This window comes from Phenylobacterium sp., from assembly GCF_036563285.1.
In the GTDB taxonomy this organism is placed as follows: domain Bacteria; phylum Pseudomonadota; class Alphaproteobacteria; order Caulobacterales; family Caulobacteraceae; genus Phenylobacterium.
The window spans coordinates 1,055,298-1,071,514 of sequence record NZ_DATCMR010000011.1; the positions used below are offsets into that span (position 1 = coordinate 1,055,298).

Annotated in this window: 18 protein-coding genes; 8 read left to right on the top strand and 10 right to left on the bottom strand. The window is 69.0% G+C overall.

All coding sequences use genetic code 11. The features are described 5' to 3' along the window. Positions 1-15: 15 nt before the first annotated feature. Positions 16-1,845, top strand: a complete 1,830-nt coding sequence (locus VIL76_RS15975) for a hypothetical protein (RefSeq protein ID WP_332046025.1) — start codon at positions 16-18, stop codon at positions 1,843-1,845. A gap of 8 nt (positions 1,846-1,853) precedes the next feature. Here the strand turns inward: VIL76_RS15975 and VIL76_RS15980 are convergent, their stop codons facing one another. Next, positions 1,854-2,510 (bottom strand): glutathione S-transferase family protein, encoded by a 657-nt coding sequence (locus VIL76_RS15980; protein WP_332046026.1) that lies wholly within the window; start codon positions 2,508-2,510, stop codon positions 1,854-1,856. Positions 2,511-2,710: 200 nt separating this feature from the next. Here VIL76_RS15980 and VIL76_RS15985 point away from each other — a divergent pair, with 200 nt between their 5' ends. Beyond that, positions 2,711-3,763, top strand: coding sequence for a ribonucleotide-diphosphate reductase subunit beta (locus VIL76_RS15985; protein WP_332046027.1), 1,053 nt, complete (start codon positions 2,711-2,713; stop codon positions 3,761-3,763). A gap of 4 nt (positions 3,764-3,767) precedes the next feature. Here VIL76_RS15985 and VIL76_RS15990 read toward each other — a convergent pair whose 3' ends face one another. Both VIL76_RS15990 and VIL76_RS15995 read right to left on the bottom strand, forming a co-directional pair. Continuing rightward, entirely contained in the window at positions 3,768-4,058 is a 291-nt protein-coding gene (locus VIL76_RS15990) for a hypothetical protein (RefSeq protein WP_332046028.1), read from the bottom strand. Between the two features lie 211 nt (positions 4,059-4,269). Beyond that, entirely contained in the window at positions 4,270-5,109 is an 840-nt protein-coding gene (locus tag VIL76_RS15995; protein WP_332046029.1) for a hypothetical protein, read from the bottom strand. A gap of 827 nt (positions 5,110-5,936) precedes the next feature. Here VIL76_RS15995 and VIL76_RS16000 point away from each other — a divergent pair. Next, positions 5,937-6,257 (top strand): hypothetical protein, encoded by a 321-nt coding sequence (locus VIL76_RS16000; RefSeq protein WP_332046030.1) that lies wholly within the window; start codon positions 5,937-5,939, stop codon positions 6,255-6,257. Positions 6,258-6,346: 89 nt separating this feature from the next. Here the strand turns inward: VIL76_RS16000 and VIL76_RS16005 are convergent, their stop codons facing one another. Both VIL76_RS16005 and VIL76_RS16010 read right to left on the bottom strand, forming a co-directional pair. After that, complete coding sequence (locus VIL76_RS16005) at positions 6,347-6,748, bottom strand: hypothetical protein (protein WP_332046031.1); 402 nt, start codon at positions 6,746-6,748, stop codon at positions 6,347-6,349. Between the two features lie 166 nt (positions 6,749-6,914). Continuing rightward, a complete protein-coding gene (locus VIL76_RS16010; protein ID WP_332046032.1) occupies positions 6,915-7,340 on the bottom strand; it encodes a hypothetical protein in 426 nt (141 codons plus the stop codon). Between the two features lie 1,176 nt (positions 7,341-8,516). Here VIL76_RS16010 and VIL76_RS16015 point away from each other — a divergent pair. The 4 genes from VIL76_RS16015 (at position 8,517) to VIL76_RS16030 (ending at position 10,020) form a co-directional block, all read left to right on the top strand. Further along, complete coding sequence (locus VIL76_RS16015) at positions 8,517-8,744, top strand: WGxxGxxG family protein (RefSeq protein ID WP_332046033.1); 228 nt, start codon at positions 8,517-8,519, stop codon at positions 8,742-8,744. Between the two features lie 267 nt (positions 8,745-9,011). Then, the gene (locus VIL76_RS16020) at positions 9,012-9,242 is read left to right on the top strand and encodes a hypothetical protein (RefSeq protein ID WP_332046034.1); all 231 of its coding nucleotides are present in this window, start codon (positions 9,012-9,014) and stop codon (positions 9,240-9,242) included. 92 nt (positions 9,243-9,334) lie between these two features. After that, positions 9,335-9,772 carry a PAS domain-containing protein gene (locus tag VIL76_RS16025; protein ID WP_332046035.1) on the top strand — a complete coding sequence of 146 codons (438 nt, stop codon included), beginning with the start codon at positions 9,335-9,337 and terminating at the stop codon, positions 9,770-9,772. Further along, positions 9,769-10,020, top strand: coding sequence for a hypothetical protein (locus VIL76_RS16030; RefSeq protein ID WP_332046036.1), 252 nt, complete (start codon positions 9,769-9,771; stop codon positions 10,018-10,020). The genes VIL76_RS16025 and VIL76_RS16030 overlap by 4 nt, the downstream gene beginning before the upstream one ends. Before the next feature lie 36 nt (positions 10,021-10,056). Here VIL76_RS16030 and VIL76_RS16035 read toward each other — a convergent pair whose 3' ends face one another. The 5 genes from VIL76_RS16035 to VIL76_RS16055 all read right to left on the bottom strand — a co-directional run bounded on the left by VIL76_RS16035 (position 10,057) and on the right by VIL76_RS16055 (position 14,851). Continuing rightward, entirely contained in the window at positions 10,057-10,740 is a 684-nt protein-coding gene (locus VIL76_RS16035) for an SOS response-associated peptidase (protein WP_332046037.1), read from the bottom strand. Between the two features lie 65 nt (positions 10,741-10,805). After that, on the bottom strand, positions 10,806-11,009 hold the full coding sequence (locus tag VIL76_RS16040; RefSeq protein WP_332046038.1) for a hypothetical protein: 204 nt from the start codon (positions 11,007-11,009) through the stop codon (positions 10,806-10,808). A gap of 197 nt (positions 11,010-11,206) precedes the next feature. Beyond that, positions 11,207-11,380: a hypothetical protein gene (locus VIL76_RS16045; RefSeq protein ID WP_332046039.1), complete on the bottom strand. Its 174-nt coding sequence runs from the start codon at positions 11,378-11,380 to the stop codon at positions 11,207-11,209. A 44-nt stretch (positions 11,381-11,424) separates the two neighbouring features. Then, positions 11,425-12,825: a hypothetical protein gene (locus VIL76_RS16050; protein ID WP_332046040.1), complete on the bottom strand. Its 1,401-nt coding sequence runs from the start codon at positions 12,823-12,825 to the stop codon at positions 11,425-11,427. A gap of 46 nt (positions 12,826-12,871) precedes the next feature. Then, the gene (locus VIL76_RS16055) at positions 12,872-14,851 is read right to left on the bottom strand and encodes a TonB-dependent receptor (protein WP_332046041.1); all 1,980 of its coding nucleotides are present in this window, start codon (positions 14,849-14,851) and stop codon (positions 12,872-12,874) included. Between the two features lie 130 nt (positions 14,852-14,981). On the opposite strand from VIL76_RS16055, the gene VIL76_RS16060 reads away from it, so the two are divergent. After that, positions 14,982-16,217: a helix-turn-helix domain-containing protein gene (locus VIL76_RS16060; RefSeq protein ID WP_332046042.1), complete on the top strand. Its 1,236-nt coding sequence runs from the start codon at positions 14,982-14,984 to the stop codon at positions 16,215-16,217.

Here is a 16,217-nt window from a genome sequence, read left to right on the forward strand (position 1 = left end):
GACGGAGGGGCGGTCATGGTCGAGCGGTACGATCCAAACAATCTGCAGCCGCTGAAGGACCACTTTCCGGCCGAGCGGCGGCCGGACCTCACCCGGTTCGAGATCGCGATCGCAGCGACCGGCGGCACCTCGACCGGCGCCTACATCGCCGGCGTCCTGGACTTCATCTGGGAAGCCTTCGAGGAGTGGACCGCAGCCCAGGCCCGCGGCGAGGCGCCGAAGCACGACGTCCGCATCACCACCCTGGTCGGCACCTCGGCCGGCGGCCTGAGCGTCAGCCTCGCCTCCATGATGGGGGTGAAGCAATTCCCCCATGTCTACGACGACCGTGTCTGGAAGGAGGGCCTGGGCAAGACCGGCCAGCAGGACAAGGACGCCAACCCGCTCTGGCGCGCCTGGGTGAAGGAGATCACCCTAGACAAGCTGCTGTCGAACCCGAAGCAGGCCGAGACCGGCGAGCCCTCGCTGTTCTACGACGCGCCCTCCGACGTGCGGACGACCGTCTTCGAGCTGATCCGCAACGCGCAGCCCGCCCAGGGCCGCAAGTGGCTCGCCCACCCGATCGACCTGCGCCTCGTCGTGGGCGACCTGCGCGGGGTGCCGTTCGCGCTGGACTTCCGCAACACGCAGCACCAGCCGGGCGTGAACCAGCGGCTCCTCATGCACCGCGACCACATCGCCTTCGCCGTGCAGAGCGCCGCCGCCGGCGCGATCCCCACCGGCCTCGGCGACGCGCCCGACGCCCACCATGTCGATCCGCAGGGGTTCCCGCAGGGCGACGCCTGGTCGCTTTTCAGCCAGGCGGCCGTGGCCAGCGCCGCGATCCCGCTGGTCTTCCAGACCAAGAAGCTGAAGCAGGCGGCGGCCGCCTACGACTGGCGCAACAGCTGCTGGTTCGACGGGCGAGGCGCGCTCGTCGACCTGCCGCTCTGGGACGACCCGGCCCCCACCGACTTCGTGTTCACCGCCACCGACGGCGGGCTCTTCGACGACGCCCCCTTCGACCTCGCCCGGCGCAGGCTCGCGGGGGCGCGCGGCCAGAACCCTCGCGCGGCGCTCGACGCCTGCCGCGCCGTGATCCTCATCGACCCGCTCGTCAATGACACCGCCCGCACGCCCACGGACGTATCGGACGCGGACAACGTCACGACGAACGCCGAGCTCACCAAGACCCTGGCCTCGCTGTTCTTCGGCCCCGTGGACCAGGCGCGGCTGAGCACCTTCGACCTGGCGCTCATCAAGGACGAGGGGATCTACAGCCGCTACATGATCTCGCCATCTCGGGAGAGCGCACACGACTCCACCGTCATGTGGGGCCCGGCCCTGAGCCTGATGACCTCGCCAATGAAGGCGGTGCTGGGCTTCGCCCACCAGGCCTTCCGCGAGCACGACTTCCTGCTCGGCCGCCGCAACGCCCAGAGGTTCCTGGAGCTCCACTTCACCCTGCCGAAGCGGCACGACCTTTTCAAAGGCCAGACGGGCTGGACGGACGACGAAGAGGCGCGCGACGAATACCCCATCGTGCCGCTCCGCGGCACGGCCGCCATCGATACGCCCTTGCCAAAATGGCCGTGGGAGGCGCTGACGCCGGACGACATCGACCGGCTCACCGAGGCGTTCGGGAAGCGCGCCGACGCGCTGCGCAAGAACCTGACGAAGCGGTTCGCCGGCGGCTGGGGCTGGGCGGTTGGCCTGGTCTGGGGCCTGGCCTTCAAGAAGAAGGTGCGGGCGGCCTTCCGTGACCAGCTCGCCAGCGCCAAGAAGGGGCTCGACCCCGCGCACCGCGTCGTCGATGTCCGCTCCATCGCCCCGCCGGTGGGCTCGGTGACGCCGGCCGACGGCTGAGGCGGCGGCTAGCCCTCCCAGCCCTCCTCGAACGGCATGCGCTCGGCCCAGAAGGCCGCCAGGCGCGGGTCGGCGTCGACCCGCTTCACCACCTCGCTCATCTTCGGGGCGATCTCGTAGAAGCGCCGGCGCCTCGGGCTCCAGCGGGAGATGACGGTGACGTAGAGGTCGAGCACTGTGAGCGCCTCGCCCAGGAGGTAGCGGCCGGGGCTCACCTGGGCCTCCATCATCGCCCAGCAGTCGGCGATGCGCTCCACCGTGCGCGCCTTGAGCAGCTCCTGGGCGGCCTCCTCGTCGCCGGCCAGCCGCGAGGGAATGTCGCGCACCCAGTACATCGAATAGATCTGCGCCGGGATGTAGCTCATCCAGCGCAGGAACTGGGCGCGGCGCGGATCGCCGGGCGGCGGCGCGAGCCCGGCCTGCGGATGCTGTTCGGTCAGGTACAGGAGGATGGCCGCGCTCTCGGTCATCAGCTCGCCGCCGGGCAGGATCAGCGCCGGCACCTGGCCCAGCGGGTTGATCCGCGCGAACTCCGGGTCGTCCTTCGGCCACTTGCCGTAGGGCAGGTCGACCCGCTCGAACGGCTCGCCCATCAGGTTGAGCGCGGCTTCCACGATCACCGAGCCCCAGCCCTTGGCGCCGTAGAGGATGTACTGGTCGGGCATGTGTTTCTCCCTTGATCCCGGGGGATCGAAGCACAACCCTGTCGCCGCCGTCGTGGCAACAGGCGCGCCCCGGACGACGAGCGCCGCAGGCCGGCTATCCCCAGCTTGTTCACAACATCTTGGGTCGGTGCGCCAACTTGGCGCTAGATGTGGGCCAAATTCGCGGTATCGTTCGGGCATCGGGAATGGGGAGAGACACCGTGGCCAGCGCCAACAACAAGACCCTGCCGGGCCTGCTCACGCCGTCCTACGCCTACAAGCCGTTCCGCTATCCTTGGGCCTACGACTTCTGGAAGAAGCAGCAGCAGGTCCACTGGATGCCTGAGGAGATCCCGCTGGGCGAGGACCTCAAGGACTGGGCGGTGAACCTCACCGACCGCGAGCGCAACCTGCTCACCCAGATCTTCCGATTCTTCACCCAGTCCGACGTCGAGGTGAACGACAACTACATGGAGCGCTACAGCCGCGTCTTCAAACCCACCGAGGTGAAGATGATGCTGGCGTCGTTCTCCAACATGGAGACGATCCATATCGCCGCCTACGCCCTGCTGCTCGAGACGATCGGCATGCCCGACAGCGAGTTCACGGCCTTCCTCGACTACAAGGCCCTGCGCGACAAGCACGACTACATGCAGCAGTTCGGCGTCGACACCGAGGCCGACATCGCCCGCACGCTGGCCATGTTCGGCGGCTTCACCGAAGGCCTGCAGCTGTTTGCCAGCTTCGCGATGCTGATGAACTTCCCGCGCCACAACAAGATGAAGGGCATGGGGCAGATCGTGTCGTGGTCCGTGCGCGACGAGAGCCTGCACTGCGAAGGCATCATCAAGCTGTTCCACGCCTTCAACGCCGAGACCCAGTGCGTGACCAAGGCCGTGGCCGACGACATCGTCGACTGCTGCAAGACGGTGGTCGGGCTGGAGGACAAGTTCATCGACCTGGCCTTCGAGGCCGGCGAGGTCACCGGCATGACCCCGGACGACATCAAGAAGTACATCCGCTTCATCGCCGACTGGCGCCTGCGCCAGCTCCACCTGCCGGAGGTGTACGGCGTGAAGGAGAACCCGCTGCCGTGGCTGCAGTCGATGCTCAGCGGGGTCGAGCACGCGAACTTCTTCGAAGCGCGCAGCACGGAGTACTCCAAGGCGGCGACCCGCGGCCAGTGGCACGGGAGCGAGGGCGTCTGGGCGAGCTTCGACCGGATGCAGGCGAAGCGGGCGAGCGCCGAGGCGGAGGGGATGCCGGCGGAGTAGGGGGTTACGGGATCCCTTGGTACGCCGGGTTGATCACCCTCATCCGGTCGACGTGGGTCTCGCCGCTCGCCGCATCGATTGAGACGACCCACGGCTCGCCCGGGTTTGGATTTTTCTGAGTCGCGCGCGCAACCCAGACTTCGTCCTCGCGGCGAATATCCAGCGGCCCGAAGTCTCCCCGTGCACGTAGCACCTCAGTTGCGAGGGTCCGGGCCTCCGCCTCCGTCCGCACCCGATCCTGCTGAGAGCTGCAGGCGCACAGCATCGCCAAAATGAGCGGGACCACGTGGCGCATGCGTCCCTCCGAGGAGCATCGTCAGATGCTTCCTAGCCATTGATCTCACGGTGGATGCGAGCCTGCCGGCCTCGGCAAGTCAAGGACGGCCCCGTAGGGGCCGCCGCGGCGCGGCCGGCCTGCGGCCGGTCCTTGAGTTGCCGAGGCCGGCACGCAGAATGGTGCCATGAGATCTAAGGCGGAGTGTCCATTCCGCTGGCCCGTCGCCTGATCATTTCAGGGGGCTCGCCTCCGCGACATCGGTCAAGGCCTTGATGGCGTGGTCGTGGAGCGCTTGCATTGGCTTGAAGAACTGCTTCTCGGCGAGTCCGCCAAGCTTGTGGCGCTTGCGGTCGTCGCTCGGAGCGAAGAAGTCGGCGGCCTTGCACTCCATGGAGATCACCCGGCGACCGTCCATGACGGGATGCTCCGCCTGCTCAAACTCCTTGAGAACATCGCGGATGTAGGACTCGGCCGACTTAAGGCTCTTCTCCACCATTTCAGGCGAGTCAGCCAGACCGAGCGTGTTCCGGTTGATCCCCACCTGTTTCTTGATCCGCTCCAGGTCGAGCTGGGCTCGTTCGAGAGTGATGAAGATCTCCTGGTATTGATCCTCCCGAACTCGAAAGGGATCGGTCGGAGTTCGCCGTCCCAGCTGTTGCCCGTGGAAGCGCATCATCCTGCGGGCGAGCTTCACCGCGTTGTAAATTGATAGGACCTCTAGCGCTGTCGTGCGGAGAACATCGAGGTTGCGTCGGCGGAGCTCTTCCTGCCGCGCCGCTTCCTTCGCGGTCTTCGCCTGAGCGTCCTCCCGTGCCTTGATGCGTGCCTGCCGTTCGGCCTCGAACCACCGGAAAACGAAGGCCACTCCACCGCCGAGAACGGCGACTCCGAAGAGCTGAAGCGAGGCTTTCAGTAGTTCGAGCCGAACGGGCGGCACGTCTTTGCTTTGCAGGTTCCAGTGCTCTACAGTGAGCCAAGCGGCAGGAACAAGCGACAGAACGCTGACGATCCCCAGAAGGGTGAGAAGCCGCCGCAAGCCCGTAGCGCCGGTGGATGTATAGTCCGCCATTGTCTCTCGCCCCAGTGGGTGATCGCGGACGTTGCGTTGAGTTCCGCGACCACGATCGGTTGCGATGCGAGCCTGCCGGCCTCCGCAAGTCAAGGACGGCGCCGACAAGCAGGCTGCCCGGTGGGGAAGAGCAACCGACCCTCGTCATAGCGGCTGATGGCGAGCAGGACGTCCGTGTGTGCGCGTCGCGGGAAGGGCCGAGCCGGCGGGGTGGAAGGGTTGCCATATCCGCGGCCGTCGAAGGGAACGACCGCCACATAGGGGCGCAAGTTACCTCCGCCTCTTACCAAGACGGTGATGTCGCGCCACCCGTTCGTCTTGCTCCCGGCGATGCCGATGGGAGGACGGCTCAGCAGGTTACGCCGCTCTCGGAAGCCGGACGCGGTCCGCTCCAGGACCAACAAGTGGCAGCCACCGGTGCCGCACCAGCCTGCGCCGCGAACGTACGCCAGCGCATCGGGTAGGTTGTCGCCGTTCAGGTCGAACCAAGCCGTCTGGTACTGGGTGGGCTCTCCGGGGAGGCACCCTTCACGCGAGCCCACCCTCTCAAGCAGGAAGGCGTGGAGGGATTCTTCAGCGTGGGCTTCTGCCCGGGCGCCAGTGGGAAGGAAAGCCAGGATGGCGGCGAGTGCGGCAGCTTGGATGCGGAGCATCGTCAGATGCTTCCTAGCCATTGATCTCCCGGTGGATGCGAGCCTGCCGGCCTCGGCAAGTCAAGGACGCGTCCGAAGGACCCGCCGCGGCGCGGCCGGCCTGCGCCCGGTCCTTGAGTTGCCGAGACCGGCAGGCAGACTGGCTGCCATGAGATCCAAGGCGGGGTGTCGGCCGTGAGCCGAGGTGACAAGCGGGCGCCGGCGCCGGATTTCGAGACTGTCCGCACGTTGGCGGCGGACCTTGGGCTCGCCCTGCGCGAAGCTGAGTACAATCACCGAGCCTTCGGGAGTTGGTACCTCACGGTGGCGGCCGGCCATCGAGAGCTGCGCATTGTTTATGATGGACGGGACTTCCAACTGCGGATCGACGAGCCGGTCACGCCAGTCGGCAACTGGGAACCTTGGGCGGAGTGTTGGGCGGCAGAGTCGGAATCGGTGGGCCAGCTTGCCGCACTGAACCGCGAACTCGTCGGACGCTTGTCGTTGGACCCCTAGCGGCTTCAGGCGGGCCCGGCCGGCCTGCGGCGGTCCTTGAGTTGGCGATACCGGTAGGCAGAATGGCTGCCATGAGATCCAAGGGCGGGTCAGGGCTCGGGCGGGCTCGGTGGGCGCGGCGCCCTCTGCGGGGTCCAGAACGCGATAAGCCAGAAGATCCCGCCGCTGAAGGCGCCGAGAAGGCAGACGAGGGCAATGAAGGCGAGGCCGCTCGGCCGTTCCTCGGCCAGCCCGCTCAGCAAGGAGGTCCAGACGAGCAACGGAAGCCCCGCGATCATCGCGCCGGCGATCATAACCGGCAGCGGCCGCGTGGCCGCCTTGATCTCTCGGAGTTGGAAGTAGAGCGGCAGGCCGAGCAGGAGGGTCGGTCCGTACCCATGGTAGAACAGTGCAGCCAGGAAGACGGCGAGGATGGCCTCCAGGCCGTCCCTTCCAGCCGCGAACGCGGCCACGCCCAGCGCGGGGATGACGGGGGCAGCGATGAACGCCAAGACGGCGCGTCCCCCGTCCCAGCGGTGGGGGTCCAGGGTGGACCGGTCGTTGGCGCGTGATTGCCTCACACCCGGCGCAGCATCGTCAGCTGCTTCCTATCCACTGATCTCTCGGGTGGATGCGAGCCTGCCGGCCCCGGCAAGTCAAGGACGGGAGCGGTAGCCTTCAGTCGGGTCCGGGGACCAGCACGGCCTCCGCCACCGCTCCTGCGAGCAGGCCACGCAACTGGCGCTGGAAGTTTGAGAGTTGATTGTAGCCGACAAGAAACCAGGTCTTCGCCTCCAGCGGGTGGGGGGATGCGGAATCGGCCATGGTCGCTTCCAGCCTGAGGGTCCCGAGACCATCGTGGGGGAACACTGCGATGGACAGATGGGTAGCCTCGAGCCTTTCACCCGTCGGGTCCCAATAGCCTCCGGCAAGGCTTGGGAGGTCATCAGGTTGAAGTGGATAGTCTCCGAGGCGTTCGCAGAAGGCTGCCAGCGAAGTCTCGTCGAAATAGGCCGCTCCGGAGCCAGCGACCCCTTGAGCGTCGACGAACGCGCGGAGCTCTCCGGTACCATCTCCATCCGGCGAGTACGTGACCCGTAGCATCACCGGATGTCTCCCAACCATTGATCTCACGGTGGATGCGAGCCTGCCGGCCTCGGCAAGTCAAGGACGGCGCGCAGAGCGCGCCGCCGCGGCGCGGCCGGCCTGCGGCCGGTCCTTGAGTTGCCGAGACCGGCAGGCAGAATGGCTGCCATGAGATCCAAGGCGGGCCCTGGCCGAGTTGGCCCCGGGCCACAAGATGGACCTCCCGAAGGTAGCGGCGGATGACGGATGACCCGCGGCTCAGCGGCGTCCGAGCCCTGCACACAGCGATCTATGCGGTCATGGTGGCCGGGATCCTCGTCATCCTCGGGGCCGGGGTGGCGGGCTCCCGCGGGCTGTGGCTCTGGATCGCGCTCGGCCCGCTCGGCGTGGAGCACACCTTGCAGGTTTTGGGCCGCTGCTGGCGGTCGGGCTGTCGATGCTGGCGATGCGGTTCGCGCTCGGCCGATGGGCTATGTAGCCCTTGTCGAGGTGCGACCTCCTCCCCGTACCGGAGCTCAGCCCAGCCACCGCGAAGGGCGTCGGCGGATCGGCCACCAGGGTCCATAGGTATGCCGCTTAATGGGCCGTCGCATTGAAGCTCTTCGGTGAGTCGTCCTGAGCAGGGACAAAGTCGTCTGCGGCCATCACACAAGAAGTGTGCGGGGCCGGAACTTAACGTGTGTTATAAAGCCCGCGGCTGCTTGGGGGCGGCCCGGCATGAAAACCTACTCGTTCTACGGCTTCGGACGCGACGGCGCGATCATCCAATCGTCACTTCATGACCTCGTCGACGACTCGGCGGCGTCTGAACTCGGTAGGACGCTGGAGAGGCGATACGAGCGGGTAGAGCTTTGGCTCGGTCCCGTTTGCTGCTTCCGTTCCTCGCGAGCAGAGCGCCTGGCCCAGGTCTAGGGTCCGCGGACCAGCACGACGTCGACCACTCCGTCTCGCTGGGGGAGACGGATGGTCAAGCCGGCGCCAGCTCTGCTGGCGCCGGCGGGTCCGCCACCAGAGTCCCCGCCGCCGGTACCTCAGCAGTCCCGAATGGTCCGCGGTGCAGTTCAGCCACGCAGAGGGGCCCCGAGCGGATCACCGCCGCGCCTGCATTAAATGTTAAGTGAGCAACAATCCCCGCTCCCCTGCTGTTCAGCGCCCACGGCAGCGATCTCGCTGCGCAGAACGATGGGAGAGAAGATGCGCAAGATGGTGAGCGCCGCGGTCGCGGCGAGTTTCCTCGCGATGGCTGCGGCCCCGGCGATGGCCCAGGACACGACCGCCACGACCACGACCACGCCTGCGGTCGAGACTGAAGACGACGACGGCTTCGACCTGGGCTGGCTTGGCCTGCTGGGCCTGGCCGGCCTGCTCGGCCTGCGGCGCAAGCGCGACGACGTGCGCACGACCGACGGCGTGAGGCGCTAGCGGCCTCCGCCGACGAATAGCCTCGGGGAGCCCTGGCCCAGCGCCGGGGCTCTCCTCGTTGCCGGGTGCTGCAGGACTGATCGACCGCCTCGCCGGCCTGTGTCGTCCAGGTCCGCCCGTGCCTTCACCAGAACCGGAATCAGCGTTCTTCGAATAACGCGTTCTCTGGCTCGTTTGGGCCGGATCTCGCGGAAAACACCGCGAAACACGGCCCTTCGGACGGGAAAGGCTTGCGTCGGGTAGTCGTCACTGACGTTTACCCGCCGCATGAAGAAGGCGTCTGAATACCGGCAGCACGCGCAGGAGTGCCGCGACCTGGCGGCGACGATGGAATCCGCCGCCCAGCGCGATCAGCTGCTGGAGATGGCCGCCCATTGGGAAAAGCTCGCGCAGGACCGCGTCGGGCTGATCGCCCGCCATCCGGAGCTCGCTCACGAGGGCGAGCAGGAGGAGGAGCGCGGCCGGGACGCCGAGCCCAGGAACGGCGCGCGGCGCTAGCGAGGCCCGCGGCAGGCGGGGCTTCAACCATGAAATGAGAAAAATCGTATGGAACCTTCGCCGTGGCGATTTGTTCCGTAACCGGGTGCCTGATGACCGCTGATCCAGTTCTCACCGACGATACGCTGGCATCCGCGGCCGCCCTGCTCAGCGGCAAGGACTATGGCCTTCGCGCCCTGCTCGATGCGCTCGAAGCCGCGACGTATGTCACCGATAGCGATGGCCTCGTGATCTATGCGAACGCCGCGTGCGCCACCTTCGCCGGCCGGGAGCCGGAACCTGGCGTGGACCGGTGGTGCGTCACCTGGAAGCTATACAGCCGCAGCGGCGAGTTCCTGCCCCACGAGGAATGCCCAATGGCCATGGCCATCAAGCTCAAGCGGCCGGTCCGCGGCGTGTCGGCCCTGGCGGAGCGGCCGGACGGAACGCGCGTGGGCTTCACCCCGCTGCCGACGCCGATCTTCGGGCGCGACCGGGAGCTGATCGGCGCGGTCAACATGCTGGTGCCCATCGAGGCGGAGGCCGCGTGAAGAAGGCGTCGGAATATCGGCAGCACGCCCGGGAGTGCCGCGACCTCGCGGCCACCATGGCCTCGGAGGAGCAGCGCACGCTGATGCTCCAGATGGCCGAGCACTGGGAGAAGCTGGCCAACGACCGTATCGCCCTGATCGGCCGCCATCCCGAGCTCGCCCATACCGGCGAACACGAAGAAGAACGCAGCTGGGCGGCGACGCAGAGGCCAGCGGACGATTACCGCGAGGACAGCGTCGGACGGTAGCGAGCTGGCGGCCCGCCTGGCCGCCGCAGAGCGCGCCTAGGCCGGCTCCGCAACCCCTACCGGCGTCGGCGGGTCCGCAACCAGTGCGCCCCGGGGCGGCCCCTGCAGCAGCCCGGAATAGTCCGCCGTGCAGTCCAGCCAGGTCGCCGCGCCCGCGGCGTCCAGGAACACCGGCTGGCGGTTGTGGAAGGCGCGCATGTCGTCGCCTTCGCGGGTCTCCTGCATGACCATGGTGTAGCTGAGGGTCTCCTCGCCCTCCCAGCGGTGGGAGGCCCAGAGGCCGGCGAGGAAGTGCGGGGCGCCGTCGGCGCGGGTGATCAGGTGCTTGGTCTTGGCGCCCTGCGGGCCCGTCCACTCGCAGATGGCGGTGGCGGGGATGATGCAGCGGCGCGCCTTCACGCAGTCGCGGAAGCTGGACTTGGTGGCCATCTCCTCGGAGCGGCAGTTGTTGGTGGGGAACTTCCAGGCCTTGGCCGGGCCCTTGTGGAAGAAGGGCACGACGCCCCAACGGCCGACGACGGGCTCGAGGCCGGCCGCGGGGTCGTTCGGGTCGACGGGACGGGCGAAGAGGCCCTGGTACTTGGGGTAGACCACCTTGGCCCACGGCTGGTTGGACAGGGTGTCGGGGCCGGCGGCGAGCACCAGCTCCAGGGAGAGGAAGCGGTGGAAGTCCTCCGCCAGCTCCTTCAGCGCGGGATCGAGGGTGTAGAGGTTGCACATGGCCCGCCACGGTGCGGCGGCGGGCGGGCGCGCGCCACCCGCCTGCGGTTGCAGCGGCTCGCGGTTTACGAGAAGTCGACGAAGCCGGGGATGCGGCCCTCGCCGTCGCAGGCCGAGCACTTCAGGCGGCGGCGCGCGTCGGTGACCATGCAGTCGCCGCCCAGGCGTTCGCGGGCCTGCTGCACGCTCCAGACCACCCGGTGTCCACAGGTGGCGCAGGTGATCACGAGGGGCCGGACGAGGCGGCCGATGCGGTCGATCTGGGGCATGGCCGCGAATTATGTTCGGGAAATGTTCCAGTTTCCAGCCGCATCGTCAGGCTCTTGGGCACGGCTCACCCCATCCCCGAAACGCGAGCGCGGACATTGCACAGCTCGCGTGGAACGCGGTGTTCGGCGACGAGGGCGGCCGCGTCGCCGAGGCCATCGACGAGATCGAGGCCGCCCCGGCAGGCTAGGCCGGCGCCCTAGTGGTCGCCGCGGTCGCCCTGGCCCTTCTTGGCCTTGGTCTTGGCCTTCTGGCGGCGGTCGGCGGCCAGCGACTTGCCGACGTCGACGCTCTCCTTGAAGCGGCCCTTCTCGTCGCGGCGCACGTAGCGCTTGTCGGTCCCGGTGTCGATCAGCTCGCGCTGGGCAGGCATGAGGTGTCTCTCCTTTGATGTCCCTCGGAGAGCCTTGAACCGTGCTAAGGCGCAGGCCGTTCCCGGCGGCGCTTGCGGAAGGGGGCGGCGAGGTCGTGCTTCAGCCGCCGCCAGGCCAGCCACGCGCCGGTGAACACCGTGGCGGTGGCCGCCGCCAGCAGCAGGGCGACGGCGAGCGCCCAGCCTGCTCCGCCCGCGCCGGGCAGGAAGTCGAACCGGTGCAGGCCCAGGTGCAGCCAGCGGTAGGTGCGGCCGGGCGCGTCCACGGTCTCCAGCACCTCGCCGCTCGCGGGGTCCAGGTAGTGGCGCACCCCGTCGGCGCGCACCACGCGCCAGGCCGGCAGGACGGCGCGCTCATGGTGGCTGAAGTGGTAGGCGTCGCCCTGGGCGATCAGGCCCTGGCTCTCGATGGGCCCCAGCGATGCGCCGGCGCGGGCGAGCTCCGCGGCGCTGAGCGGCGCCGGCCGGCCAGCGGCGTCCAGCCGGGCGCGGTCGGCCATCACGTAGACGCGCCCCTGGAAGGGGACGAGGCGCAGCTGCTTCACCTTGGGCTTGCCCGCCGCCGCCGCGGTCAGGGCGGGGCGGACCTGGCCCCAGGTCGGCGCGGCGCCCCTCAGCCGCTGGCCGGCGGGATCGCCGCCGCTCTCCAGCAGGCCCCAGGGGTTCATCGAGAGCAGGCCGCTCACCACCCAGGTGAGCGTCAGGATCCCGGCGGCCAGGCCCGTGAGGTGGTGCCAGGTCATCAGACCCTTGTAGGGCGACAGCCGCCGGTCCCCCCACGGCCGCCAGGCGACGATCCCCAGCCACAGGCCCGCCAGTGTCAGGAAGGTCCCGACCAGCGACGTCCAGATCACCACCTGGGTCCACAGCTTCACGTCCTGGCGCAGGATCGCCGGATAGAGCCAGTGGGGGATGGCGCCGAACCAGTTCCACAGCCGCTCGCCGGAGGTCGTGGCCTGGGCGACCTCGCCGCTCGCCAGGCTGACGTAGACGTGGCGGCCGTCGCCCATGCGCACCCGCCAGAACGGCCGCTGGTCGTTGTAGTAGCCGGTGACGGTCCACTGGTCGCGCTCGACGGCGACCATGTTCACCACCTTCTCGCCGCCGGTGTGGGTGGACGCCACCAGGGCGGCGACGTCGGGGCCGAAGATGCGGATGCCCTCGCCGTCGCCGAGGTCCAGCGCGCCCTGCGAACCGTCGGGCAGCGTCAGGCGCAGCACCGGGCGGCCGGCGACGCCCTCGATGGCGGCGGACTCCACCGGCAGGGCGTCGGGCAGCTCGCGGCCGAAGTCGCAGCAGCGGCTCCAGTCGATCGGGGCCAGGCCCGCGGCCCGCTCGGCCTCGCTGACTTCCGGCCATTGCACGAACAGCATGACGAAGCCCGACAGGCACCAGGCCAGCATCAGCGGCGCCATCACGAGGCCGACATAGCGGTGCGTCAGCACCAGCCAGCGTGGGGCCAGGGCCTTGCGTGGGCGTGTCAGGGCGGCGTCAGAAGGAATAGCTGTAGGTCACGTGCGCGGTGCGGGGGACCCCGCGGAAGCGGAACAGGAAGCGGCCCGCGCCCGCATCGGTCAAGGCGGAGTTGATCCGCGTGGCGTAGGCCTCGTCGAAGGCGTTCTCCAGCCGCGCGGTCAGCCGGTGGCGGTGGCGCTGCCCGTCGAGGAAGGCGTGGGCGGCGAGGTCGACCACCACGTAGCCGCCGTAGTCCCTGCGCCCGAAGCCCGAGACGGTCTGGAAGACGCTCCCCGTCCAGGCGGCGGTCGCCGAGGCGCCGAACGGCCGGTCCTGCGGGTCCCAGACCAGGCTGGCCTTGGCCAGCTGCTCGGGGATGCGGTCGAACTGCAGGTCGGAGCCGTACCCCCGGGCCCGCGCCCACTGGTAGGAGGCTTGGGCGGTGAGGCCCTCGGCGAGCGTCAGCACGGCCTGGGCCTCGATCCCCTCCACCTTCACCTCGTCCTCGGTGTTCAGGTAGATGCCGTCGGGCAGGCCGGGCTGGTCGTAATCGTCGACGATCAGGTCGGTGATCCTGCGGTAGAAGCCGGTCAGCTCCCAGCGCCACCGCGCACCCTCACCGCCGAAGGTGAGGTTGGCGTTGAAGCTCTCCTCGGGCCGCAGGTCCGGGTTGCCGATGGCGCAGCAGGGGTCGATGCCGAACAGCTGCTCGGCCGAGGGCAGGATGAACGACGTCCCCACTAGCCCGCGCACGAACAAGCCGTCCGTCACGTCATAGTGCCCGGAGAGGTTCCAGACGGTGGCGTCGGTCTCCCCGCTGCGGTTGTGGCGCACGCCGGCCGCGAAGCGGGCGCGTGTGGAGAAGTCGTCGGTGGTGCGCACCTGGGCCACGAAGGCGTGCACCTGCTCGGTCTGGTCGGCGATCAGCAGGACCTCGTCGCGGCCGTTGAAGTTCTGGAAATCGTAGGCGAGCTGGTACTCGAACCCGCGGTGCAGGTTGAGCTTGGCGAGCAGCGAGACGCCGTAGTCCTCGTAGCCCCAGTAGGTGAGGTCGTCGACGATCACCGGCGGGGCGGACGGATTGCCCGGCACGTTGTTCACCGTCGAATAGACGCTGTCCCAGTCGTGCCAGTAGCCCTTCGCCGAGAGCTGGACGGCCTCGCTCATCCGCCAGTCGAGGCTGGCCGAGGCGATCTCTTCGTCGCGGTCGTTGAACGACAGCCGCGTCAGTCGCGGGTTCGGATAGTCCAGGTGGGCGTCGGTGTGCTGGACATAGAGGTTCAGCGACAGGTCGGGCGTCAGGTCGACGCCGTACTTGCCGCCCAGGCTGACCACGTCGTAGCCGCGCTTCCTTGCCGTTGCGCTGGGCTGGAACACGTCGAAGGACTCGTAGCCCTCCGCCTCGTCCTTCGAGGCCCACAGCACGAACCGGTGGGCGCCCACCGTGTCGCGCACATAGGCGTCGGCGTGCACCCCGCCGTTGGTGTGGCCGCCCACCGTCAGCAGCCCGGCGAAGTCCGGCGAGTACGCGCGGGTCACCACGTTGATCACGCCCGCCGCCGCCTGGGTGCCGTAGAACAGGCCCTGGCCGCCCTTCAGCACCTCCACCCGCTCGATCATGCTGGCGGGCAGGGTGTCGGCCGGACTGGTCGAGGTGTAGAGCCGGTTGTTGATCCGCACCCCGTCCACCAGCCACAGCACGTCGCCGGTGCGCGAGCCCTGCAGCGACAGGTCCACGTAGCTGAACGGGCCGTTGCGCGGCGAGACGAAGAGGCCGGGCGCCTGCATCTGCAGGGCCTGGGACAGGTCCACATAGGCGTTGTCGCGGACCACCTGCGTCGAGATCGTCTCCAGCTCGGAGCCGTAGCGGGCGAGCTCCTCGGGCAGGGTCTCCTCCAGGCGCGCGGCGGTGACCACCACGGTTTCGACCTCCACCGTCTCGGCCTCGGCCGCCTGAGCGCCCCCGGCGAGCGCCAGGACGGCGGCGGACGCCGCCAGCGCCAGCTTCAGCTTCATCTCGTATCCCCCAAGGGCGGGCCGCCGTGTTCGGCGTGCGCGCCACATCAATGGATACTTTGCCAAGCCTGCGCCCGCCCGGTTATGAACGGTCGCCGGGGGGTTACCGGACGTTACAGGCGGGTTCGGCGTGGCCGCGGACGAGGCGATCGAGGAGCAGGCGGCGGTGGTGCGCGCCAGCGGGGCGCTCGGCCGCTCGGCGGGCCTCAACCGCCTGTTCGACTACCTCGTGGACGCCTCCGGCAGCGAGGTCCGCCCCAAGGAAGTGGAGATCGCGCTGGCGGTCTTCTCCCGCGACTCCGGCTTCGACGGGGCGCAGGACGCCAGCGTGCGGGTGGCCATGCACCGCCTGCGCCGCAAGCTGGAAGACTTCTACGCCGGGCCGGGCCGCGACCAGCCGCTGCGGCTGTCGATCCCCAAGGGCGAATACCGCATCGTCGCCGAGCTCCAGGGTCCCGCGCCGCTCCCCCCGAAGCCGCCCCGCCGCTGGCCCTGGGTCGTGGCCGCCGTGGCCGTCGTCGTGGCGCTGCACGCGGGCGTCTGGGCGTTCCTGGCCGGCCGGGGCGGCGAGCTGGGCGAGGTGCGGCGCTCGGCGCCCTGGGCGGAGCTCGCCCGCTCGAAGCGTCCGCTGATCCTGGTGGTGGGCGACTACTACATCTTCGGGGAGACCGACCCCCGCACCGGCGTCAGCCGGCTGGTCCGCGAATACGGCATCAACAGCCACGAGGACCTCGACGCCTGGATCACCGAGAACCCGGAGGACGTCGGCCGCTTCCGCGACCTCGACCTCTACTACCTCCCGGTGGGCGCCGCCTTTGCGCTGAAGGACGTTTCGCCCGTGGTCGCCGGCGAGGACGTCCGCGTGGTGATGGCCTCGGACCTGACCTCCGACATGATCCGGCGCAACGACATCGTCTACGTGGGCTACTTCAGCGGCCTGGGCGCGCTTCGCGATCCCGTCTTCGGCGCCTCGCGCCTTGCGGTCGGCGACACCTGGGACGAGCTCGTCGACACCCGCTCCGGGACGACCTACGCCAGCCAGGAAGGCGGCCCCGGCGGCGGAGCGGACACCAAGCGCGACTACGGCTACGTCTCCAGCTTCCCGGGGCCGCAGGGCAACCGCATCGTGGTGATCGCGGGCGCGCGCGACATGGGGTTGATGCAGGCCGCCGAGGCGGTGACCGGCGCCGACACGCTGAAGGCCCTGCTGCGCCAGGCGAAGGACGCGCCGGCCTTCGAGGCGCTCTACGAGGCCGAGGGCATCCGCCGCGCCAACCTTGGGGGCCGGCTGTTGCTGGCCGCCCCGCTGGACCCGAACCGGATCTGGAGCGGCGCCCGCCGCGAGCTGCGCTTCCCGGCGGGCTGA